This is a genomic window from Citrobacter sp. Cf072, from assembly GCF_030334485.1.
Taxonomy (GTDB): domain Bacteria; phylum Pseudomonadota; class Gammaproteobacteria; order Enterobacterales; family Enterobacteriaceae; genus Citrobacter; species Citrobacter freundii.
Window position 1 is genome coordinate 444,898 of the sequence record NZ_JAOWDX010000044.1, and the last position, 18,038, is coordinate 462,935.

General features: G+C 51.2%; 16 protein-coding genes. 7 read left to right on the forward strand and 9 right to left on the reverse strand.

Annotation, left to right across the window (positions count from 1 at the left end):
• The first annotated feature begins 51 nt into the window (after positions 1–51).
• Positions 52–747 carry a 7-cyano-7-deazaguanine synthase QueC gene (queC, locus tag OGX66_RS11155; protein ID WP_088902656.1) on the forward strand — a complete coding sequence of 232 codons (696 nt, stop codon included), beginning with the start codon at positions 52–54 and terminating at the stop codon, positions 745–747.
• 117 nt (positions 748–864) lie between these two features.
• On the opposite strand, the gene fadM is transcribed toward queC, so the two are convergent.
• From fadM to bolA, 9 genes are all read right to left on the reverse strand, one after another.
• Entirely contained in the window at positions 865–1,263 is a 399-nt protein-coding gene (gene fadM / locus OGX66_RS11160; protein WP_003021636.1) for a long-chain acyl-CoA thioesterase FadM, read from the reverse strand.
• A gap of 102 nt (positions 1,264–1,365) precedes the next feature.
• Positions 1,366–1,740 carry a helix-hairpin-helix domain-containing protein gene (locus OGX66_RS11165; protein ID WP_003021633.1) on the reverse strand — a complete coding sequence of 125 codons (375 nt, stop codon included), beginning with the start codon at positions 1,738–1,740 and terminating at the stop codon, positions 1,366–1,368.
• 146 nt (positions 1,741–1,886) lie between these two features.
• Positions 1,887–3,761: a peptidylprolyl isomerase gene (ppiD, locus tag OGX66_RS11170; RefSeq protein WP_016149702.1), complete on the reverse strand. Its 1,875-nt coding sequence runs from the start codon at positions 3,759–3,761 to the stop codon at positions 1,887–1,889.
• Positions 3,762–4,028: 267 nt separating this feature from the next.
• A complete protein-coding gene (hupB, locus tag OGX66_RS11175; RefSeq protein ID WP_219352570.1) occupies positions 4,029–4,319 on the reverse strand; it encodes a nucleoid-associated protein HU-beta in 291 nt (96 codons plus the stop codon).
• 190 nt (positions 4,320–4,509) lie between these two features.
• Complete coding sequence (lon, locus tag OGX66_RS11180; RefSeq protein ID WP_003021627.1) at positions 4,510–6,864, reverse strand: endopeptidase La; 2,355 nt, start codon at positions 6,862–6,864, stop codon at positions 4,510–4,512.
• 184 nt (positions 6,865–7,048) lie between these two features.
• A complete protein-coding gene (clpX, locus tag OGX66_RS11185) occupies positions 7,049–8,323 on the reverse strand; it encodes an ATP-dependent protease ATP-binding subunit ClpX (RefSeq protein WP_003831013.1) in 1,275 nt (424 codons plus the stop codon).
• Between the two features lie 126 nt (positions 8,324–8,449).
• Positions 8,450–9,073, reverse strand: a complete 624-nt coding sequence (gene clpP, locus OGX66_RS11190; RefSeq protein ID WP_003021624.1) for an ATP-dependent Clp endopeptidase proteolytic subunit ClpP — start codon at positions 9,071–9,073, stop codon at positions 8,450–8,452.
• A 247-nt stretch (positions 9,074–9,320) separates the two neighbouring features.
• Entirely contained in the window at positions 9,321–10,619 is a 1,299-nt protein-coding gene (tig, locus tag OGX66_RS11195) for a trigger factor (protein WP_003021622.1), read from the reverse strand.
• Between the two features lie 343 nt (positions 10,620–10,962).
• Positions 10,963–11,280, reverse strand: coding sequence for a transcriptional regulator BolA (bolA, locus tag OGX66_RS11200; RefSeq protein WP_003021619.1), 318 nt, complete (start codon positions 11,278–11,280; stop codon positions 10,963–10,965).
• A 305-nt stretch (positions 11,281–11,585) separates the two neighbouring features.
• Here bolA and OGX66_RS11205 point away from each other — a divergent pair, with 305 nt between their 5' ends.
• The 6 genes from OGX66_RS11205 (at position 11,586) to OGX66_RS11230 (ending at position 18,034) form a co-directional block, all read left to right on the forward strand.
• Positions 11,586–12,164 (forward strand): lipoprotein, encoded by a 579-nt coding sequence (locus OGX66_RS11205; RefSeq protein WP_003021617.1) that lies wholly within the window; start codon positions 11,586–11,588, stop codon positions 12,162–12,164.
• A 44-nt stretch (positions 12,165–12,208) separates the two neighbouring features.
• Positions 12,209–13,684, forward strand: coding sequence for a muropeptide MFS transporter AmpG (ampG, locus tag OGX66_RS11210; RefSeq protein WP_181641279.1), 1,476 nt, complete (start codon positions 12,209–12,211; stop codon positions 13,682–13,684).
• Positions 13,685–14,142: 458 nt separating this feature from the next.
• On the forward strand, positions 14,143–15,090 hold the full coding sequence (gene cyoA / locus OGX66_RS11215) for a cytochrome o ubiquinol oxidase subunit II (RefSeq protein ID WP_003021613.1): 948 nt from the start codon (positions 14,143–14,145) through the stop codon (positions 15,088–15,090).
• A gap of 19 nt (positions 15,091–15,109) precedes the next feature.
• Positions 15,110–17,101, forward strand: a complete 1,992-nt coding sequence (gene cyoB, locus OGX66_RS11220) for a cytochrome o ubiquinol oxidase subunit I (RefSeq protein WP_003021610.1) — start codon at positions 15,110–15,112, stop codon at positions 17,099–17,101.
• Positions 17,091–17,705: a cytochrome o ubiquinol oxidase subunit III gene (locus tag OGX66_RS11225; protein ID WP_003831007.1), complete on the forward strand. Its 615-nt coding sequence runs from the start codon at positions 17,091–17,093 to the stop codon at positions 17,703–17,705. Before cyoB ends, OGX66_RS11225 begins: the two co-directional genes overlap by 11 nt.
• The gene (locus OGX66_RS11230; protein ID WP_003021607.1) at positions 17,705–18,034 is read left to right on the forward strand and encodes a cytochrome o ubiquinol oxidase subunit IV; all 330 of its coding nucleotides are present in this window, start codon (positions 17,705–17,707) and stop codon (positions 18,032–18,034) included. Before OGX66_RS11225 ends, OGX66_RS11230 begins: the two co-directional genes overlap by 1 nt.
• The last annotated feature ends 4 nt before the right edge of the window (positions 18,035–18,038 follow it).

Here is an 18,038-nt window from a genome sequence, read left to right on the forward strand (position 1 = left end):
GACACGCCCAGGCGCTACCATAAGGGCTTCGTTATTTTGTCAGGAAAAGCCATGAAACGTGCCGTTGTTGTATTCAGTGGAGGTCAGGACTCCACGACTTGTCTGGCGCAAGCGCTGCATCAGTATGATGAAGTGCACTGCGTGACCTTTGATTATGGTCAGCGCCATCGCGCTGAGATTGATGTCACACGTGACCTGGCCTTAAAACTTGGCGCACACGCGCACAAAGTGCTTGATGTCACGCTGCTCAGTGAACTGGCTGTCAGCAGCCTGACCCGCGATAATATTCCGGTACCCGATTATGAACCGGATGCGAACGGCATTCCCAATACCTTTGTGCCAGGACGCAATATTCTGTTCTTAACGCTGGCAGCAATTTACGCGTACCAGGTGCAGGCAGAGGCTGTCATTACCGGCGTTTGTGAAACGGATTTCTCTGGATACCCGGACTGTCGCGATGAGTTCGTCAAAGCCCTGAACCATGCCGTAAGCCTGGGGATGGCGAAAGATATTCGCTTTGAAACCCCACTGATGTGGATCGATAAAGCCGAAACCTGGGCGCTGGCTGATTACTGGGGCAAGCTGGACCTGGTACGCGAAGAAACACTAACTTGCTATAACGGCATCAAAGGTGACGGTTGCGGTCACTGTGCGGCGTGTAATCTGCGTGCCAATGGCCTGAATCATTATCTGGCGGATAAACCGGGAGTGATGGCGGCAATGAAGCAGAAAACCGGCCTGAAATAATTGAGCGAATAGTGCCGGATGGCGGCGTAAACGCCTTATCCGGCCTACCGACAGCATTCATCGTACACAATATCGCCCGTAGGCCTGATAAGCGAAGCGCCATCAGGCAACGTTGAGCTACTGCACCATCTGCTCCAGTTTTTCGCGTAACTCCCCTTCCAGCGGCAGCGCTTTTTGCGTTTTCAAATCAATACAGACGAAGGTAATCAACGCGTCGGCCACTACCTGCCCTTCCGGCTCCAGGGTAATTGTCTGGTTTAACACCCCGCTTTTGCCATTTAGCTGTTGCACCTGACTAGTGATGGTCAGCAGGTCGCTTAGCACCGCTGGACGACGGTAGTTAATATTTATATTCACGACCACAAAAGCGATGTTGTGTGCAGTCATCCATTGAAAGCTGTCGCTGTTTTCCAGACCATCCCAGCGGGCTTCTTCCAAAAACTCGAGATAGCGGGCGTTGTTGACGTGCTGATAGACATCAAGATGAAAACCACGGACTTTGATTTGTGTTTGCATAGCGCAGGAACCTTACGTTTTTATAAGAATATATTCAGGGTAGTGAGGCCATAACTGGTATGACCTCTCTAGTCTGGCAAATTTTCAGCGCTGTGCAAGTTATTAAAGTGTTAAAACTGCCAAATTACGCTCCACCAGCGAACTGCCCATACCCGGCACCTGCTTTAAGTCCTCCACCGTTTTAAACGGTCCGTACTCCTCACGATAGCTCACAATCGCCTGCGCTTTCTTCAGACCTACGCCATTCATGACTCGCGCTAAATCCTCCGCAGAAGCGCTGTTGATGCTTACCCTGGTGCCTTCATCGTCGCTTGCTTTAGCGGGCAGTGTGGCTTTGCTTTGTGCCGCCCCTGAGTTTTCCGCTTTGGTTTGAGTCGCCTGGCTTTTGGCGACAGGCTCAGCCGCCAATGCAGTTTGGGCCATACCAGCGCAGGTCAATGAAAGAGTGATAAGCAGGGCTTTGATTCCATGTTTCATACTGTTTTCTCCTTGTTTGTTAACAGTGGAATCACGATAGCGAGGTGCAGAACGGCAGACAAATGGCAAATATCAGAAATGGAAAAGGCCGCGAAAGCGGCCTTTGGTAGATACAACTTTTTGCAATTTTTTGCGAACTGCCTCGGTTATTGCTGCTGTTCCAGCGCATCACCGATTTTAATTTTTGCGGCTTTACGCAGGTTGCTCATCAGCGCTTCGAAGACAATCTGCGCGTTGTTCTGAGTGATCCCCTGAACCATCGCTTTCTTCTGCGCTTCAGGCATAGAACCGGCTTTCACCTCGTCCAGCGCCAACAGAACAACGTTACCCTGCATGTCGTTCGCTACGCCGTAGCTCGGCTTGTCTTTCGCCGGCAGGCTCAGACCAAAGGCAGCCTGGCTCAACGGATCCTGACCCGTACGGCTCAGCGTTTTTGCCTCGCCAAAGCTCAGACCCGCAGCTTTCATCGCTTCATCACCTTTACCGGCTTTCAGATCCGCCAGCAGTTTATCGGCATCAAGCTTCGCCTGCTGCTCTGCTTTATTGTGCTTAACGAGCGCAGTTACCTGCTCTTTCACTTCAGCCAGTGGCTTCACGGCTTCAGCTTTGTGCTCTGCAATACGCAGCACGAACGCGCGATCGCCATCCACGGTGATGATATCGGAGTTACTGCCAGGTGTACCGTTCTCGCCAACCAGACCACCATTGAAAATGATGTCAGCGACTGGTTTGAAATTCAGTTCTTCCGGCAGGCTGTCACGACTAAACCAGCCCGTTTCAACCGCTTTCATACCTGCTGCCTGCTCTGCACCCGCCAGAGATTCGTTATCGTTGCTGGCCGCATCGCTGACTTTCTGTTGCAGCGCATAGTAGGCATCCAGCGCTTTTTCCTGCTTCACTTTTGCCGCAATGTCGTCACGGGCTTCGCTCAGCGGTTTAACCTGTGCAGGCTGTACGTCGTCAAGACGCGCAACGAGGAAACCAACGGAAGACTTAATTACGCCAGACAGTTGGCCTTTTTCTTTCAGACCGGCATTTTTCAGCTCATCCGGGGTGGTTGAATCTTCCAGCCATCCCATATCGCCGCCTTTACGGGCAGAGATGATATCGGCAGATTTTTCTTTCGCCAGCGCAGCAAAGTCACCGCCTTTATTCAGCTCGTCCAGTACCGCTTTGGCTTCATCTTCAGTTTTGGTCTGAATGATGCTATAGCGGTTACGCTGCGGCTGAGTGAACTGATCCTGATGCTGGTCATAGTAAGACTGAATATCAGCATCGCTGGCCGTCTCCTGCATAGCAGCAGCATCCAGCTTGATGTAGCTCACGCGGAACTGTTCCGGCGTCATAAAGTTGTTTTTATTCTGCTCGTAGTAGCTGGCAACTTCCTGCTCGGTAACAGACTGCTTCGCGGCCAGTGCGTTAACGTCAATCGTCGCCTCGCGCACGATCCGCTGCTGTGCGACCAGCGCCGCCAGTTCGTCCGTTTCGCCTTTCAGCATAAAGTCCGTACCGGCAACACCGTTAATCAGCTGCTGGGTAGTAAGCTGATTACGTAATGCCTGAGCGTACTGGTCTGCAGTCATGCCCATCTGATTAACAATTGCGTTATAGCGGTTGTTATCAAATTTACCGTCGACCTGGAAAGCAGGCGTGGCAAAAATAGCCTGTTTAATCTGATCGTCGCTGATGTTGAGCTTAAGCTCGCGGGAATACTGATCCAGCAGCGCTTCGTCAACAAGACGATTCAGCACCTGCTGACGCAGCGTTTTCATGTAACCTTCGTTCGCGGCCAGCTCGGAGTATTGATCGCCCAGCTGTTGCTGCATGCGGTTACGTTCGCTGTTGAACGCATTCTCGAACTGCCCGCGGCTGATCTCCTGGCCATTCACTTTGGCGGCGAAGTTATTGCCCCCGCCAATCAGGTAACCACTCACGCCGGTCAAAATGAACGACACGATAATGATACCGAAAATAATCTTGAGCACGAGACTGTTAGCAGCCGTGCGTAAGCTGTCCATCATGGTGTAACCACACTCCGCTGTAGATGACTATACGCGTTATCTCTAAAGCCGCCTGCGCGTTGACACAACAACGGCGGCAAGGATTATGAGTATATATGCTTCACGCAGCATAGCGTTTCCTGAACGCTGCGCACAAAGGCCTATTGTGACAAGAAACAGGGGTAATTGTCAGCCCACAACACGTAGAAAGTACCGGAATTACAAATAAAAAAGGCACATCAGTCGATGCGCCCTTGTACTTCGTCACATCCCCAAAGGGGAAATCACTTAGTTTACCGCGTCTTTCAGTGCTTTACCTGCACGGAAGCCCGGTACTTTAGCCGCGGCAATGGTGATCTCTTTACCTGTTTGCGGGTTGCGACCAGTACGGGCAGCACGCTCTTTAACGGCAAAAGTACCAAAACCTACCAGCGCTACGTCATCACCTTCTTTCAGAGATTCGGTAACAGAAGCAATAATTGCATCTAACGCACGTCCAGCCGCAGCTTTAGAGATATCAGCCCCTGCAGCAATTTTGTCGATCAGTTGAGATTTATTCACTCTTCTCTTCCTCTTTATAATTTATATCGCACCTGAATCCTTCAAAGTGCGACCGCGCAGCAGTTATATCAGGCCTGCCATGCCCTTACAACACCCGTTAATGATGGCAAGCCTAATCCGTCATCTAAATTAGCTATACAAAAAAAGGCTGGCAAGCCCGAAATGGCCTGCCAGCCCTGTTTTTATTAATGCTCTTTGCGCGAGGTCACTATTTTGCCGTCACAACCTGCATTCCAGAGGGTTCATTTTGCAACGCAAGAGCCAGAACTTCCTCAATGCGTTTCACCGGATGGATGTCCAGATCGGCAATTACGTTATCCGGAATCTCTTCCAGGTCACGTTTGTTCTCATCAGGAATTAAGACCGTTTTAATACCGCCACGGTGTGCCGCCAGCAGTTTTTCTTTCAAACCACCGATTGGCAGAACCTGACCACGCAGGGTGATCTCGCCGGTCATCGCCACGTCGGCGCGAACCGGGTTACCGGTAAGACAAGAAACCAGCGCGGTACACATGGCAATACCCGCACTTGGGCCATCTTTCGGCGTCGCTCCTTCAGGTACGTGAACGTGAATGTCGCGTTTTTCGTAAAAGTCCGGATTAATACCCAGTTTTTCCGCACGCGCACGTACCACGGTCAGTGCAGCCTGAATAGATTCCTGCATGACTTCACCCAGAGAACCGGTGTAGGTCAGCTTACCTTTACCCGGTACGCAGGCGGTTTCGATGGTCAACAGATCGCCGCCCACTTCCGTCCACGCCAGGCCGGTTACCTGACCAACGCGGTTTTCGTTGTCCGCGCGGCCATAATCAAAGCGCTGTACGCCCAGATAGTCGTGCAGATTATCGCCATTGATCTCGATATGTTTCAGCGACTTGTCGAGCAACAGCTGTTTCACCGCTTTACGGCACAGTTTGGAGATTTCGCGCTCCAGACTACGCACGCCCGCTTCACGGGTGTAGTAACGAATAATGCCTACAATGGCGCTATCGTCGACCGTCAGCTCACCTTTTTTCAGCGCGTTACGCTCAATCTGTTTCGGCAACAGGTGACGTTTTGCAATATTCAGCTTCTCGTCTTCGGTATAACCGGACAGACGGATCACTTCCATACGATCCAGCAACGGCGCCGGAATATTCATGGAGTTAGAGGTCGCAACGAACATCACGTCGCTGAGATCGTAGTCCACTTCCAGGTAGTGATCGCTGAACGCCACGTTCTGCTCTGGATCCAGCACCTCAAGCAGTGCGGAAGCCGGATCGCCACGCATGTCGGAAGACATTTTGTCGATCTCATCAAGCAGGAACAGCGGGTTTTTAACACCCACTTTAGCCATTTTCTGGATCAGTTTACCCGGCATAGAACCGATATAGGTCCGGCGGTGACCGCGAATTTCAGCCTCATCACGCACGCCGCCCAGCGCCATACGGATGTATTTACGCCCGGTCGCCTTGGCGATGGACTGCCCCAGAGAAGTTTTACCTACCCCCGGCGGCCCAACCAGACACAGGATCGGTCCCTTGATTTTGTTAACACGGCTTTGGACCGCGAGATACTCAAGGATACGATCTTTGACGCGTTCCAGACCGTAATGGTCGGTATCGAGGATTTCCTGCGCCTGACGCAGGTCTTTTTTGACCTTGCTACGCGCATTCCACGGTACCTGAACCATCCAGTCGATGTAGCCACGCACTACGGTCGCTTCCGCCGACATCGGAGACATCATTTTCAGCTTCTGCAGTTCCGCTTCCGCTTTCTCTTTTGCCTCTTTCGGCATTTTCGCCGCGTCGATCTTACGCTTCAGCGCTTCGTTTTCGTCCGGCGCATCGTCCATCTCGCCGAGCTCTTTCTGAATAGCTTTCATCTGCTCGTTCAGATAGTACTCACGCTGGGATTTTTCCATCTGCTTTTTCACGCGGTTGCGAATGCGTTTCTCAACCTGCAGCAGATCGATTTCAGACTCCATCATCGCCATCAGATATTCCAGACGTTCGTTAACGTCGGACATCTCCAGCACGGACTGTTTGTCAGCCAGCTTCAGCGGCATGTGCGCTGCGATGGTGTCCGCCAGACGTGCAGGATCGTCGATGCTGTTCAGCGACGTCAGCACTTCTGGTGGGATTTTCTTGTTCAGCTTGATGTAGCCTTCGAACTGGCTGATAGCAGTACGCACCAGCACTTCCTGTTCGCGCTCATCAATAGCAGGCGAGTCAAGGTACTCTGCTTTCGCAGAGAAATGCTCGCCGTTGTCAGACAACGCTGAAATACGCGCGCGCTGTAACCCCTCGACCAGCACTTTTACGGTGCCGTCAGGCAGTTTCAGCATCTGCAAAATAGAGGCCACGGTCCCGACGGTGAAAAGATCGTTTACACCCGGCTCATCCGTTGACGCTTCTTTCTGTGCGACCAGCATGATTTTTTTATCATGGTCCATAGCCGCTTCCAGACAACGGATAGATTTTTCCCGCCCTACAAATAAGGGTATGACCATGTGCGGATAAACCACCACATCGCGCAACGGCAATACGGGGATTTCAATGCGTTCAGAACGCTCAGGATTCATAGAGCTCTCTCTTAGTTTAGTTTCCGCCAGGTAATCAGGTGGTACGACTGTGCTTCACACCACCTTTAACATGTATGTCAGTATATGGGGATGTTTCCCACACATTCAACGCCATGTTTACGGAAAAATAAAAGGGGAGATAAAATCCCCCCTTTTTAATTAAATGTCTGTATGAATTGATGAATTATTCGCCAGATGCCTGCTGTGCTTCCGGCTTACCGTAAATCAGCAATGGCTTGCTCTGGCCGCCAATCACCGACTCGTCGATCACCACTTTTTCGACGTCTTCCATAGAAGGCAGATCGTACATGGTGTCGAGCAGCGCGGCTTCGACGATAGAACGCAGACCACGGGCACCGGTTTTACGCGCCATCGCTTTCTTGGCGATCGCATCCAGCGCTTCCTCACGGAACTCCAGATCAACACCTTCAAGATTGAACAACGCCTGGTACTGCTTGGTCAGGGCATTTTTCGGCTCTTTGAGGATCTGAATCAGCGCTTCTTCACTCAGTTCGCTCAGGGTTGCCACAACCGGCAGACGACCGATGAACTCAGGGATCAGACCAAATTTGATCAGATCTTCCGGTTCGACCTGCGACAGCAGTTCACCTTCGCTGGCTTTATCAGACTGTGCTTTTACCGTTGCGCCAAAACCAATGCCGGAGCCAGTTTCAACACGGTTAGCAATCACTTTATCCAGACCGGCAAAGGCACCACCGCAGATAAACAGGATCTTGGAGGTATCAACCTGCAGGAATTCCTGCTGAGGATGTTTACGACCACCCTGCGGCGGAACGGCAGCAACCGTACCTTCGATCAGTTTCAACAGCGCCTGCTGTACACCTTCGCCAGAAACGTCACGGGTAATGGACGGGTTATCAGACTTACGAGAAATCTTGTCGATTTCATCGATATAGACGATCCCACGCTGTGCTTTCTGCACGTCGTAATCGCACTTCTGCAACAGTTTCTGAATAATATTTTCAACATCTTCACCCACATAACCGGCTTCGGTCAGCGTGGTGGCGTCGGCCATAGTGAACGGAACGTCCAGCAGGCGCGCCAGCGTTTCAGCCAGCAGCGTTTTACCGGAACCCGTCGGGCCAATCAGCAGGATGTTACTTTTGCCCAACTCAACCCCATTGCTGGTGTCGCCGTTGCGCAGACGTTTGTAATGGTTGTATACCGCGACCGCCAGCACTTTCTTCGCCTGCTCCTGACCGATAACGTAATCGTCCAGGTGGTTGCGAATTTCATGTGGCGTCGGCAGCGCACTGCGTTCACGGTGCGGTGCTACTTCCTTAATCTCTTCGCGAATGATGTCGTTGCATAAATCAACACATTCGTCGCAGATATACACGGATGGACCGGCAATCAGCTTACGCACTTCATGCTGGCTTTTGCCGCAAAAAGAGCAGTACAACAATTTGCCCGAGCCATCTTTGCGTTTATCTGTCATGGGTCAAAACCTCTTCTTTGTTCTTTGTGCCGCACACGACGACGCAAATGCCATTCTCAGGCGCAAGACGCTAGTCAGCGTTGTGCCGCTCCAGGTAATTATAGCGGCACACCTGCGCACTGGGCATTAATTACGATGGGTCAAAATCGAGTCGACCAGACCGTACTCTACCGCTTCAGAAGCGGAGAGGAAGCGATCGCGCTCGGTATCACGTTCAATCTGCTCAAGAGATTGACCCGTATGATGCGCCATAAGTTCGTTCATGCGCCCTTTTACCTTCAGGATTTCACGGGCATGAATTTCAATATCCGTTGCCTGGCCCTGGTAACCGCCCAGAGGCTGGTGGATCATGACGCGAGAGTTAGGCAGGCAAAAACGTTTGCCTTTCGCCCCGGCGGTCAGCAGGAACGCCCCCATTGAGGCCGCCTGGCCCATACAAATGGTGCTGACGTCCGGCTTAATAAACTGCATGGTGTCATAGATAGACATCCCGGCAGTGATCACTCCACCAGGGGAGTTGATGTACAGGTAGATATCTTTTTCTGGGTTTTCTGCTTCCAGGAACAGCATCTGCGCCACGATCAGGTTAGCCATATGGTCTTCGACCTGGCCGGTCAGAAAAATGACGCGTTCCTTAAGTAGACGAGAATAGATATCAAAAGAGCGCTCACCACGTGAGGTCTGTTCAATGACCATCGGCACCAGCGCCATATGGGGTGCAAAGTTATCTCGTTCGCCGCTGTATGACATTTCCGTCTCCTGGATAAAATTTGAAAAAACCTGCTGTGCTGATTGTAACCTTATGGACGGATTATCAGCTAGTCCCTCAGTAATGGGTACGACATCGCCATAATTCAAGCATAACAATCTTTTGTTGTAACGCTAACACTGAAACGCTGTTTTCGCACTCTTCCCATGCAAAATGCGTGACAAAAAAAAACCCGCCACCAAAAGGTGACGGGCTTGCGTACGAAATTCGTGCTAAAAAAGCGACGAATTACGCCTGCTGGTTCATCAGCTCGTTGAAGGAAGTGGCTTTTTCAGTCACTTTCGCTTTCGCCAGAACGGCTTCAACAGCCTGCTCTTCCAGAGCGACGTTACGCATGTTGTCCATCAGCTCTTTATTTTTGCTGTAGAACTCAACCACTTCTTTCGGATCTTCGTAAGCAGAAGCCATCTCTTCGATCAGGCCTTTAACGCGATCTTCGTCAGCTTTCAGTTCGTTGGTGCGAATCACTTCGCCCAGCAGCAGACCAACAACTACGCGACGCTTAGCCTGTTCTTCGAACAGTTCACGCGGCAGTTCCAGAGCTTGTTTCTCGTTGCCGCCGAAACGCTGTGCAGCCTGACGACGCAGAACGTCGATTTCGCTGTCGATCAGCGCAGCCGGAACGTCGATGTCGTTAGCTTTTACCAGACCTTCGATCGCCTGAGACTTAACGCGGTTACGCACAGCGCCTTTCAGCTCGCGTTCCATGTTTTTGCGTACTTCAGCGCGCAGACCTGCTACGGAACCATCTTCAACGCCGAAACGTTTGATGAATTCTTCAGTCAGTTCCGGCAGTTCGCGTTCTTCAACTTTCTTCAGGTTGATAACGAACTTAGCGGCTTTACCTTTCAGGTTTTCAGCGTGGTACTCTTCCGGGAAAGTCACGTCGATAGTGAACTCTTCGCCAGCTTTGTGGCCTTTAACGCCTTCTTCAAAGCCTGGGATCATACGACCCTGACCCATCGCCAGTACGAAGTCAGACGCTTTGCCGCCTTCGAACTCTTCGCCGTCTACAGAACCGGTGAAGTCGATGGTTACACGGTCTTCTGCATCAGCAGCGCCGTCTTTGTCTTTCCAGGTAGCCTGCTGCTTACGCAGGGTATCCAGCATCACGTCAACGTCAGCGTCGGTGACTTCAACAACCGGTTTTTCAACTTCGATTGCTTCCAGACCAGTCAGCTCAACTTCCGGGTAAACTTCGAACTCTACCGCGTAAGTAAAATCTTCACCCAGTTTGTATTCGCCCGGAACGTAGTTCGGTGCGCCAGCCGGATTGATTTTTTCTTTGATGATCGCGTCAACGAAGTTGCGGCTCATCAGGTCGCCCAGAACGTCCTGGCGAACAGATGCGCCATAACGCTGAGCAACAACATTCATCGGTACTTTTCCTTTGCGGAAACCGTCAATACGCACTTTCTTCGCTACGTTGACCAGCTCGCTTTTCACAGCGGTCTCGATGCTGTCAGCAGCGATAGTAATCGTTACACGGCGGCCAAGGCCTTGAGTGGTTTCAACTGAAACTTGCATCTTGTTACCTCAAAAAATCACAGTGCTCGGTCAACTCTTCTCCGCAAGCACAGGTTGTTGGCTTCGCGGAACTGGGATGTTCTCATAAGCAATCACATTCCCTGTCGTCAGAATCATCCCGAAGACATTCCGAAAAATAAGACGCGCATTATAGCGGCATCACTTTTATGAGTCGAGAACGGTTATCGCGCGTTGCTGCGGCTTTTTTCACAATTCCCGGCTAATTTTTGTCTGAATACTGTACGACTGCCCCAGAATTCAGACAAAACAAAACGGCCCGCAGGCCGTTTTCACATAATCTGTAGCAACATACTGGAAAAGCGTCGGTTGTTGCAAATCCGTTTTACGCGATGCTTCCCGCCCCACGACACGGAGGCGATGCAAAAATCGTATCCTGCAACGCTTCCCACTCCTTAATGGTGTAGGTATGCAGGGCAAGAGCATGAACGGTTGTGGAAAGCTCCGCCGTTAACGTGCTGTAAATCATCCGATGACGATTAAGAAAACGTTCACCTGTAAAGCGATCGCTAACCAGCACAACCTTAAAGTGGCTTTCAGAACCAGCCGGGACATTGTGACGATAGCTTTCATCCACAACTTCGAGGAACACGGGTTCGAACGCTGCCCTTAATTTTTCTTCTATTTGCTCACGAATCATCATGAAATTTTCCTCCGACAACGCTGAGATGTCACCCATCCCTTTAAATACTAGCCGCTTTTACCGTTTTCATTACACCTTAGCAACAAAAAATTAGCGCTTGTCTGATTTTCTCAGCCAAACGGATGAAGTTCACTGAATCCTCACTTCGATTTATTGCAAAAAGTCCGTTTATGGTCTCCACAAAGCCATAAAACGGACAACACAATGAATTTACATGCGTTACCCACTTCCCCTCATCGTTGGCGATGTTATGATGGCGGGAATTTTCTCCAACCATACAATTTAGATTCGCTGAGAGCCCTGGCATGTTTAAAAAAATCCTCTTCCCGTTAGTCGCAATGTTCATGTTAGCTGGATGCGCAACGCCGCCGACCACTATTGAAGTCTCCCCGAAAATTACCCTGCCACAGCAGGACCCAAGCCTGATGGGCGTGACCGTTAGCATCAACGGTGCCGACCAGCGTCAGGATCAAGCGCTGGCAAAAGTCACCCGCGACAACCAACTGGTTACGCTGACTGCGTCCCGCGATCTGCGCTTCCTGCTGCAAGAAGTACTGGAAAAACAGATGACCGCACGCGGTTATATGATTGGACCAAACGGGGCTGTAAACCTGCAAATCATTGTTAGCCAGCTGTACGCTGACGTGTCTCAGGGTAGCGTGCGCTATAACATTGCCACCAAAGCAGATATCGCCATCATTGCGACCGCTGCTAACGGCAACAAGATGACCAAAAACTACCGCGCAAGCTATTCTGTTGAAGGTGCACTGCAGGCCTCTAACAAAAATATCGCTGACGCCGTTAACAGCGTGCTGACCGACACCATCGCTGATATGTCTCAGGACACCAGCGTTCACGATTTCATCAAGCAGAACGCTCGTTAATTTCTGCCCATATGGCCCGGCGTTCGTCGGGCCTATAGAAGCCCATGTCCAGTCATTACTTACGTATTTTTCAGCAACCACGCTCAGCTATCCTGCTTATTCTGGGGTTCGCCTCCGGTTTACCGCTCGCACTCACCTCCGGTACGCTTCAGGCGTGGATGACGGTCGAGAATATCGATCTTAAAACCATCGGTTTCTTTTCCCTGGTAGGTCAGGCCTACGTATTTAAGTTTCTCTGGTCCCCGTTGATGGACCGTTACACGCCACCGTTTTTAGGTCGACGTCGCGGCTGGCTGCTGGCGACCCAGGTGCTGTTGTTAATTTCTATCGCCGCGATGGGCTTTCTGGAGCCTGGCACACAGTTACGCTGGATGGCCGCACTCGCAGTAGTGATCGCTTTTTGCTCGGCCTCGCAGGATATCGTCTTTGATGCCTGGAAAACCGACGTGTTGCCCACAGAAGAGCGCGGCACCGGCGCGGCTATCAGCGTGCTGGGCTATCGATTAGGGATGCTGGTTTCAGGCGGACTGGCCCTGTGGATGGCCGATCGCTGGCTGGGCTGGCAAGGGATGTACTGGCTGATGGCAGCGCTGTTGATTCCTTGTATCATCGCCACCCTGTTAGCACCTGAACCGACTGACACCATTCCGGTACCTAAAACGCTGGAACAGGCGGTTGCGGCTCCGCTGCGCGACTTCTTTGGTCGTAACAACGCCTGGCTTATCCTGCTGCTTATTGTGCTGTATAAGCTCGGGGATGCCTTCGCCATGAGCCTGACCACCACCTTTTTGATCCGCGGCGTTGGATTTGACGCAGGTGAAGTTGGCGTGGTGAATAAAACGCTGGGGCTTCTGGCAACCATCGTTGGTGCATTGTACGGCGGGATCCTGATGCAGCGCCTTTCACTGTTTCGCGCATTGCTGATATTTGGCATCCTGCAAGGGGCGTCAAATGCAGGCTACTGGCTATTGTCCATCACTGACAAACACATGTTCAGTATGGCGGCTGCCGTCTTCTTTGAAAACCTGTGTGGCGGAATGGGCACGGCGGCGTTTGTCGCTTTATTAATGACGCTGTGCAATAAGTCCTTCTCAGCGACCCAGTTCGCCCTGCTCTCCGCGCTTTCAGCCGTTGGTCGCGTTTATGTTGGCCCGGTGGCGGGTTGGTTTGTCGAAGCACACGGCTGGCCGACATTTTATCTGTTCTCCGTGTTTGCAGCGATCCCCGGCCTCATACTGCTGCTGGTATGTCGCCAGACCCTGGAACATAGCTGGAAAAATGAAAGCTTTATTCCGCGTACGGAATTTCGTGGAGCGTACAGTCTGGCATTAATGACGTTGGTAGTGGGCTGCTGCCTGCTGCTGGCTTGGCTGCTGCTGTTAACCATGAATGCGCTGGATTACACCAACTTCTCCTTCCTGCCGGAACTGCTTGAAGTCTCGGTGGCGGTCGCGGTCTGCGGGGTGATTTTTGGCGGATTGCTGGATTATCTGGCTCTGCGCAAAAACCGTCTGGCGTAAAAAACCGTATTAATAAGCCGTTGTAATCACCTTGCGTAATTATAACGGCTAAATAAACAACAATTGATAAAAATAATATTTGTTATTTTGTGCGCCAAAGAATTTGGAAATTATTGACGCCTTTTATATATTTTATTTTCCTTACTCGATTCAGCCACTACAGATTTATTTTTTGTTCCCAAATTGTCTTTTTATTGATAATCAATTGTTAAACAATTGTTTTATTTTCGTATTGGTTATACCAATTGCCCTCAGCCTGTCCCCCACCTGCCTGCTTTCGTTATAACGTGATGTTGCAACAGGTTCTTAAAGTCAAAGCGACATATATTGCAACATATGTGACATGCACGGCAGAACCCAGTAACACAGATCCAAGGATGTTTACAGTAATGTAACCTTCCCGTAAAATGCCCTCACACTTTAAACGCCACCCGGTCCCGTGGAATTGAGGTCGTTAAATGAGACTCAGGAAATACAATAAAAGTTTGGGATGGTTGTCATTAATTGCAGGCACTGCGTTACTCAGTGGCTGTAATTCTGCGCTGCTTGACCCTAAAGGACAGATTGGACTGGAACAACGTTCACTGATACTGACGGCATTTGGCCTGATGTTGATTGTCGTTATTCCTGCCATCTTGATGGCTGTTGGTTTTGCCTGGAAGTATCGTGCAAGCAATAAAGATGCGAAGTACAGCCCGAACTGGTCACACTCCAATAAAGTGGAAGCTGTGGTCTGGACGGTGCCGATCTTAATCATCATTTTCCTTGCCGTTCTGACCTGGAAAACCACTCACGCTCTTGAGCCAAGCAAACCGCTGGCGCATGACGAGAAGCCCATTACCATCGAAGTGGTTTCCATGGACTGGAAATGGTTCTTCATCTATCCGGAACAGGGTATCGCTACCGTGAATGAAATCGCCTTCCCGGCGAATACTCCGGTTGAGTTCAAAGTGACATCCAACTCCGTGATGAACTCCTTCTTTATCCCGCGTCTGGGTAGCCAAATTTATGCCATGGCCGGTATGCAGACTCGACTGCATCTGATCGCCAACGAAGTCGGTACTTATGATGGTATCTCCGCAAGCTATAGCGGACCAGGCTTCTCCGGTATGAAGTTCAAGGCTATCGCAACAAAGGACCGCGCCGAATTCGACCAATGGGTTGCTAAAGCTAAACAGTCCACGAACACCATGAGCGACATGGCTGCGTTCGAGAAAGTGGCTGTGCCAAGCGAATACAACCAGGTGGAATACTTCTCCAACGTGAAACCCGATTTGTTTAAAGATGTTATTAACAAATTTATGGCTCACGGTAAGAGCATGGACATGACCCAACCCGAAGGTGAGCACAACGCACACGAAGGCATGGAAGGCATGGACATGAGCCACGCGGAATCCGCTCACTAAGGGGCCGAGGAAGAATACGATGTTCGGAAAATTGACGCTGGATGCAGTGCCGTTCCATGAACCCATTGTCATGGTTACGATCGCTGCCATTATCATCGGTGGTGCGGCCTTACTGGGCCTAATCACTTACTTCGGTAAGTGGACCTACCTGTGGAAAGAGTGGCTGACTTCGGTTGACCACAAACGCCTTGGCATCATGTATGTCATTGTTGCAATCGTCATGTTGATTCGTGGCTTTGCCGACGCCATCATGATGCGTAGTCAGCAAGCGCTGGCTTCTGCAGGTGAAGCGGGCTTCTTGCCACCTCACCACTATGATCAGATCTTCACGGCTCACGGCGTGATTATGATCTTCTTCGTGGCAATGCCATTTGTTATCGGTCTGATGAACCTGGTGGTTCCACTGCAGATCGGTGCACGTGACGTTGCATTCCCGTTCCTGAACAACCTGAGCTTCTGGTTCACCGTTGTCGGCGTAATCCTGGTTAACCTGTCTCTGGGCGTAGGTGAATTCGCACAGACCGGTTGGCTGGCGTATCCACCACTTTCGGGAATAGAGTACAGTCCAAGCGTCGGGGTCGATTATTGGATATGGGCAGTCCAGTTGTCCGGTATTGGTACTACCCTGACCGGTATCAACTTCTTTGTGACCATCATTAAGATGCGTGCGCCAGGAATGACCATGTTCAAGATGCCGGTATTCAGTTGGGCGTCTCTGTGCGCGAACATCCTGATTATCGCCTCTTTCCCAATCCTGACGGTTACCGTCGCGTTGCTGACCCTGGATCGCTATCTGGGTACCCATTTCTTTACCAACGATATGGGCGGCAACATGATGATGTACATCAACCTGATTTGGGCCTGGGGCCATCCGGAAGTGTATATCCTGGTTCTGCCGGTCTTCGGGGTGTTCTCCGAAATCGCAGCAACCTTCTCACGTAAACGTCTGTTTGGTTACACCTCGCTGGTGTGGGCAACCGTGTGTATCACCGTTCTGTCGTTCGTTGTTTGGCTGCACCACTTCTTCACCATGGGTGCAGGCGCTAACGTAAACGCCTTCTTCGGTATTACCACCATGATTATCGCCATCCCGACCGGGGTGAAGATCTTCAACTGGCTGTTCACCATGTATCAGGGCCGTATCGTATTCCACTCAGCGATGCTGTGGACGATTGGCTTTATCGTGACCTTCTCAGTCGGCGGCATGACTGGCGTACTGTTGGCGGTTCCGGGCGCAGACTTCGTACTGCACAACAGTCTGTTCCTGATTGCGCACTTCCATAACGTTATTATCGGCGGCGTCGTATTTGGCTGCTTCGCAGGTATGACCTACTGGTGGCCAAAAGCGTTTGGCTTCACGCTGAACGAAACCTGGGGTAAACGCGCATTCTGGTTCTGGATCATCGGCTTCTTCGTGGCATTTATGCCGCTGTACGTGCTGGGCTTCATGGGTATGACCCGTCGTCTCAGCCAGCAGATTGACCCACAGTTCCATCCGATGCTGGTCGTTGCCGCCTGCGGTGCCGCGCTGATTGCATTGGGTATCCTGTGCCAGCTGATTCAGATCTACGTTTCTATTCGCGACCGCGAGCAGAACCGTGACCTGACCGGTGACCCATGGGGTGGTCGTACGCTGGAGTGGGCAACCTCTTCCCCGCCTCCGTTCTATAACTTTGCCGTTGTGCCGCACGTTCACGAGCGTGATGCCTTCTGGGAAATGAAAGAAAAAGGTGAAGCGTACAAGCAGCCTGCGCACTATGAAGAAATTCATATGCCGAAGAACAGCGGTGCCGGTATCGTCATTACCGCCTTCGCAACACTGTTTGGTTTCGCCATGATCTGGCATATCTGGTGGCTGGCAATTGCAAGCTTCGCAGGCATGATCATCAGCTGGATTGTGAAAAGCTTTGATGAAGACGTCGATTACTACGTGCCGGTCCCGGAAGTCGAAAAACTGGAAAACCAGCATTTCGATGAGATTACTAAGGCAGGGCTGAAAAATGGCAACTGATACTTTAACGCACGCGACTGCCCACGCGCACGAACACGGGCACCACGATGCAGGCCAGACCAAGATCTTCGGATTCTGGGTCTACCTGATGAGCGACTGCATTCTGTTCTCTATTCTGTTTGCAACCTATGCCGTTCTGGTGAACGGCACCGCAGGTGGCCCAACAGGTAAAGACATTTTTGAACTGCCGTTCGTTCTGGTTGAAACATTCCTGCTGTTATTCAGCTCCATTACTTACGGCATGGCAGCGATTGCCATGTACAAGAACAACAAGAGCCAGGTTATCTCCTGGCTGGCGTTGACCTTCTTGTTCGGTGCCGGATTCATCGGGATGGAACTCTATGAATTCCATCACCTGATTGTTAACGGCATGGGCCCGGATCGTAGCGGTTTCCTGTCTGCGTTCTTCGCGCTGGTCGGCACGCACGGTCTGCACGTCACCTCCGGTCTTATCTGGATGGCGGTTCTGATGGTGCAAGTCGCTCGTCGCGGCCTGACCAGTACTAACCGTACCCGCATCATGTGCCTGAGCCTGTTCTGGCACTTCCTGGATGTGGTATGGATCTGTGTGTTCACTGTTGTTTATCTGATGGGGGCGATGTAATGAGTCATGCTAACGAGAGCGGCGGCGCATCCCATGGCAGCGTAAAAACCTACATGACAGGTTTTATCCTGTCGATCATCCTGACGGTCATTCCGTTCTGGATGGTGATGACAGGTTCTGCCTCTCCGGCCGTCATTCTGGGAACTATTCTGGCAATGGCAGTGGTACAGATTCTGGTGCACCTGGTGTGCTTCCTGCACATGAATAGCAAATCTGATGAAGGTTGGAACATGACGGCCTTTGTCTTTACTGTGCTAATCATCGCCATCCTGGTTGTGGGCTCCATCTGGATTATGTGGAACCTTAACTACAACATGATGATGCACTAAGAGC

Coding starts and splice junctions, on each gene's coding strand:
- fadM (WP_003021636.1), bottom strand. CDS start 1,263: ATGCAAACACAAATCAAAGTCCGTGGTTTTCATCTTGATGTCTATCAG.
- OGX66_RS11165 (WP_003021633.1), bottom strand. CDS start 1,740: ATGAAACATGGAATCAAAGCCCTGCTTATCACTCTTTCATTGACCTGC.
- bolA (WP_003021619.1), bottom strand. CDS start 11,280: ATGATGATTCGTGAGCAAATAGAAGAAAAATTAAGGGCAGCGTTCGAA.
- clpP (WP_003021624.1), bottom strand. CDS start 9,073: ATGTCATACAGCGGCGAACGAGATAACTTTGCACCCCATATGGCGCTG.
- OGX66_RS11230 (WP_003021607.1), top strand. CDS start 17,705: ATGAGTCATGCTAACGAGAGCGGCGGCGCATCCCATGGCAGCGTAAAA.
- cyoA (WP_003021613.1), top strand. CDS start 14,143: ATGAGACTCAGGAAATACAATAAAAGTTTGGGATGGTTGTCATTAATT.
- queC (WP_088902656.1), top strand. CDS start 52: ATGAAACGTGCCGTTGTTGTATTCAGTGGAGGTCAGGACTCCACGACT.
- ppiD (WP_016149702.1), bottom strand. CDS start 3,761: ATGATGGACAGCTTACGCACGGCTGCTAACAGTCTCGTGCTCAAGATT.
- OGX66_RS11205 (WP_003021617.1), top strand. CDS start 11,586: ATGTTTAAAAAAATCCTCTTCCCGTTAGTCGCAATGTTCATGTTAGCT.
- cyoB (WP_003021610.1), top strand. CDS start 15,110: ATGTTCGGAAAATTGACGCTGGATGCAGTGCCGTTCCATGAACCCATT.
- tig (WP_003021622.1), bottom strand. CDS start 10,619: ATGCAAGTTTCAGTTGAAACCACTCAAGGCCTTGGCCGCCGTGTAACG.
- OGX66_RS11225 (WP_003831007.1), top strand. CDS start 17,091: ATGGCAACTGATACTTTAACGCACGCGACTGCCCACGCGCACGAACAC.
- lon (WP_003021627.1), bottom strand. CDS start 6,864: ATGAATCCTGAGCGTTCTGAACGCATTGAAATCCCCGTATTGCCGTTG.
- ampG (WP_181641279.1), top strand. CDS start 12,209: ATGTCCAGTCATTACTTACGTATTTTTCAGCAACCACGCTCAGCTATC.
- clpX (WP_003831013.1), bottom strand. CDS start 8,323: ATGACAGATAAACGCAAAGATGGCTCGGGCAAATTGTTGTACTGCTCT.